Here is a 4,224-nt window from a genome sequence, read left to right on the forward strand (position 1 = left end):
CCTCCTCCCGGCCGGCCGGGACGGCGACAGCGACCCCGGCCGCGATGGCGACGGTGCCCGGCGCGACGGCCGGGATCTCGCCGGGCGCTGGTCCGCCGTCCTGCGCGCACTCGCGGAGCGGGACAACGTGGCGGGAGTGATCAGGGGGCGGGCGGCCCGGCTGCTGCTGGACGACGGGCGGCTCGCCGAGGACGACGCGGCGCGCCTCATGGGGCTCGCCCTGTCGCCCGGCACCCCACCGGCCGAAGCCGCCGCCTGGATCGAGGGCTTCGCCGGCGGCGCGTCGGGCGGCGGCATGCTCCTGATCCACGACGAGCGGCTGCTCGGACTGGTGGACGGCTGGCTGACCGCGGTGCCCGCCGGCTCCTTCACCGATGTGCTCCCGCTGCTGCGCCGCACCTTCTCGGCGTACGAGCCGGGCGTACGCCGCACGCTGGGGGAGCTGGTCCGGCGCGGGCCCGCCGGCGCAGGGCCGGCGGGGTCCGGGCCCGGGGCCGCCACGCCCGGCTTCGGCCCAGGGCTCGACGAGGCGCGGGCCGATGCCGTGCTGCCGGTGCTCCGGCTGCTGCTGGGGTCCGGCCGGGCCACCGGCCTCGAACTTGACCACGACGACCTCTCGGGAGCGACGGGATGACCGGGAACACGACGGCACGGGACACGACGACCGGTGACGCGGCGGCAGGGGACGCGGCGGCAGGGGACGCGACGGCAGGGGACGGCGCGGCGGAGGAGCGGCTGCGACGCTGGCGCCTGGTGCTCGGCGGTGAGAGCGCCGACGGTACGGGCCACGCGCTCTCCGGCAGGGACGCGGCGATGGACGGCGCGCTCTCGGCCCTCTACGGCTCTGGCAAGGAGCGTGGCGGCGGCACCGGCCGTTCCGCGGGGCTCGGCGCCTCCGCGCCGTCCGTGGCGCGCTGGCTCGGCGACATCCGCACGTACTTCCCGAGCTCCGTCGTCCAGGTCATGCAGCGCGACGCGATCGACCGGCTCGGCCTCTCCGCGCTGCTGCTCGAACCGGAGATGCTGGAGGCGGTCGAGGCGGACGTCCATCTCGTCGGCACCCTGCTCTCGCTCAACAAGGCCATGCCCGAGACGACCAAGGAGACCGCCCGCGCCGTGGTGCGCAAGGTGGTCCAGGACATCGAGAAACGGCTGGCCACCCGCACCAGGGCCACCCTGACCGGAGCGCTCGACCGGTCGGCGCGCGTCAGCCGGCCGCGCCACCGGGACATCGACTGGGACCGTACGATCCGGGCCAACCTCAAGAACTACCTCCCCGAACACGGCACGGTCGTCCCGGAGCGGCTGATCGGCTACGGCAGGTCCGCGCAGTCGGTGAAGAAGGAAGTCGTCCTCTGCATCGACCAGTCCGGCTCGATGGCCGCGTCCGTCGTCTACGCCTCGGTCTTCGGCGCGGTCCTCGCCTCGATGCGTTCGATCGCCACCCGTCTCGTCGTCTTCGACACGGCCGTCGTCGATCTCACGGACCAGCTCGACGATCCCGTCGACGTCCTCTTCGGCACCCAGCTCGGCGGCGGCACGGACATCAACCGCGCCCTCGCCCACTGCCAGTCGCGGATCACCCGGCCCGCCGACACCGTGGTCGTCCTGATCAGCGATCTCTACGAGGGCGGCATACGCGACGAGATGCTCAAGCGGGTCGCGGCCATGAAGGCCTCGGGCGTCCAGTTCGTGGCGCTGCTCGCGCTGTCCGACGAGGGAGCCCCGGCGTACGATCGGGAGCATGCCGCGGCCCTCGCCGCCCTGGACGCACCGGCGTTCGCCTGTACGCCGGACCTCTTTCCGGAGGTGATGGCGGCGGCGATCGAGAAGCGTCCGATACCCGTACCGGACACCGATCTGCCGGGTACGGGACTCATGTGACAGGTATCACCGCTCAGGTGTGATCTGTGATTTAGGGACCCAAGGCCCTCGGGGATAACCTGCGAGACGGACATGCCGCGTACCGGACAGCGAGTACGCCTCCCTCAGTGACAGCGCAGTCACGTTGCCCTTCGCGGCACGCCCACGCAGACAACGAACCCGCGATCACCAGGCTGCGGTTTAAAAGACAAAGGGACGGACACGCGTGGACCTGTTCGAGTACCAGGCGAGGGACCTCTTCGCCAAGCACGGTGTACCGGTGCTGGCCGGTGAAGTCATCACTACGCCTGACGCGGCTCGCGAGGTGACCGAGCGTCTCGGCGGCAAGGCCGTTGTCAAGGCGCAGGTCAAGGTCGGTGGCCGCGGCAAGGCGGGCGGCGTGAAGCTGGCCTCCGACCCGGATGACGCCGTCGAGAAGGCCGGCCAGATTCTGGGCATGGACATCAAGGGCCACACGGTCCACCAGGTGATGCTGGCCGAGACGGCCGACATCGCGGAGGAGTACTACGTCTCCTTCCTGCTGGACCGCACCAACCGCACCTTCCTCGCCATGGCCTCCGTCGAGGGCGGCGTGGAGATCGAGGTCGTCGCGGAGGAGAACCCCGACGCGCTCGCCAAGGTTCCGGTCGACGCCAACGAGGGCTGCACGCCGGAGAAGGCCGCCGAGATCGTCGCCGCCGCCAAGTTCCCGGCCGAGATCGCCGACCAGGTCGCCGATGTGCTTCAGAAGCTGTGGACCGTCTTCATCGAGGAGGACGCGCTCCTCGTCGAGGTCAACCCGCTGATCAAGTCGGGCGACAACAAGATCATCGCTCTGGACGGCAAGGTCTCGCTCGACGAGAACGCCGACTTCCGCCAGCCCGAGCACGCGGCTCTTGAGGACAAGGCCGCCGCCAACCCGCTGGAAGCCGCCGCCAAGGCCAAGAACCTCAACTACGTCAAGCTCGACGGCGAGGTCGGCATCATCGGCAACGGCGCGGGGCTGGTCATGTCGACCCTGGACGTCGTCGCGTACGCCGGCGAGGCGCACAGCGGTGTGAAGCCCGCCAACTTCCTCGACATCGGCGGCGGCGCCTCCGCCGAGGTCATGGCGAACGGGCTGGAGATCATCCTCGGCGACCCGGACGTCAAGTCCGTGTTCGTCAACGTCTTCGGTGGCATCACCGCGTGCGACGAGGTCGCCAACGGCATCGTCCAGGCCCTGGAGCTGCTCAGGTCCAAGGGCGAGGACGTCACGAAGCCGCTGGTCGTGCGGCTCGACGGCAACAACGCGGAGCTGGGTCGCAAGATCCTGTCCGATGCCAACCACCCGCTCGTGCAGCGCGTGGACACCATGGACGGCGCCGCCGACAAGGCCGCCGAGCTCGCCGCGGCCCGCTGACTCGCGCGTCTCCGACACGACATAAGGACCAGGAACTCCAACACCATGGCTATCTTCCTCACCAAGGAAAGCAAGGTCATCGTCCAGGGGATGACCGGCGCCACCGGCATGAAGCACACCAGGCTCATGCTCGCCGACGGCACCAACATCGTCGGCGGTGTGAACCCGCGTAAGGCCGGTACGTCCGTCGACTTCGACGGCACGTCCGTACCCGTCTTCGGCTCCGTGGCCGAGGCCATCGAGAAGACCGGCGCCGACGTGTCCGTCGTCTTCGTGCCGCCGGCGTTCGCCAAGGCCGCCGTCGTCGAGGCGATCGACGCCGAGATCGGTCTCGCCGTTGTGATCACCGAGGGCATCGCGGTCCACGACTCCGCCGCTTTCTGGGCGTACGCGGGCAGCAAGGGCAACAAGACCCGCATCATCGGTCCGAACTGCCCCGGTCTGATCACTCCCGGTCAGTCCAACGCGGGCATCATCCCGGGCGACATCACCAAGCCCGGCCGTATCGGTCTGGTGTCCAAGTCCGGCACGCTGACCTACCAGATGATGTACGAGCTGCGCGACATCGGCTTCTCGTCGGCCGTCGGCATCGGTGGCGACCCGGTGATCGGTACGACCCACATCGACGCGCTCGCCGCGTTCGAGGCCGACCCCGACACCGATCTGATCGTGATGATCGGCGAGATCGGCGGCGACGCCGAGGAGCGTGCGGCCGACTTCATCGCCAAGAACGTCACCAAGCCGGTCGTCGGCTATGTCGCGGGCTTCACCGCGCCCGAGGGCAAGACCATGGGCCACGCCGGCGCCATCGTCTCCGGCTCCTCCGGCACGGCGCAGGCGAAGAAGGAGGCCCTGGAGGCCGCGGGCGTGCGGGTCGGCAAGACGCCGACCGAGACGGCCGGGCTGGCCCGGGCGATTCTGGCCGGCTGACTCGCGGCCTGTCCGCACCACGCGCGTGG

4 protein-coding genes are annotated in these 4,224 nt (G+C 70.3%); all 4 read left to right on the forward strand.

The genetic code is table 11. From position 1 onward, the window contains the following. A partial coding sequence (locus BFF77_RS27615) for a DUF5682 family protein (protein ID WP_245703727.1) occupies positions 1–634 on the forward strand: 634 nt, incomplete at its 5' end. Further along, on the forward strand, positions 631–1,884 hold the full coding sequence (locus BFF77_RS27620) for a VWA domain-containing protein (RefSeq protein ID WP_245703728.1): 1,254 nt from the start codon (positions 631–633) through the stop codon (positions 1,882–1,884). The genes BFF77_RS27615 and BFF77_RS27620, both read left to right, overlap by 4 nt. Positions 1,885–2,089: 205 nt before the next feature. Next, a complete protein-coding gene (gene sucC / locus BFF77_RS27625; protein ID WP_066955013.1) occupies positions 2,090–3,265 on the forward strand; it encodes an ADP-forming succinate--CoA ligase subunit beta in 1,176 nt (391 codons plus the stop codon). 45 nt (positions 3,266–3,310) lie between these two features. Continuing rightward, entirely contained in the window at positions 3,311–4,195 is an 885-nt protein-coding gene (gene sucD, locus BFF77_RS27630; protein ID WP_066955018.1) for a succinate--CoA ligase subunit alpha, read from the forward strand. Positions 4,196–4,224: the final 29 nt, after the last annotated feature.

This window comes from Streptomyces lushanensis, from assembly GCF_001700515.1.
GTDB classification, from domain to species: Bacteria; Actinomycetota; Actinomycetes; order Streptomycetales; family Streptomycetaceae; genus Streptomyces; species Streptomyces lushanensis.

What these genes read in the sequence shown, in the direction of transcription:
- sucD (WP_066955018.1), top strand. Translation starts at nt 3,311, where the DNA reads ATGGCTATCTTCCTCACCAAGGAAAGCAAGGTCATCGTCCAGGGGATG.
- BFF77_RS27620 (WP_245703728.1), top strand. Translation starts at nt 631, where the DNA reads ATGACCGGGAACACGACGGCACGGGACACGACGACCGGTGACGCGGCG.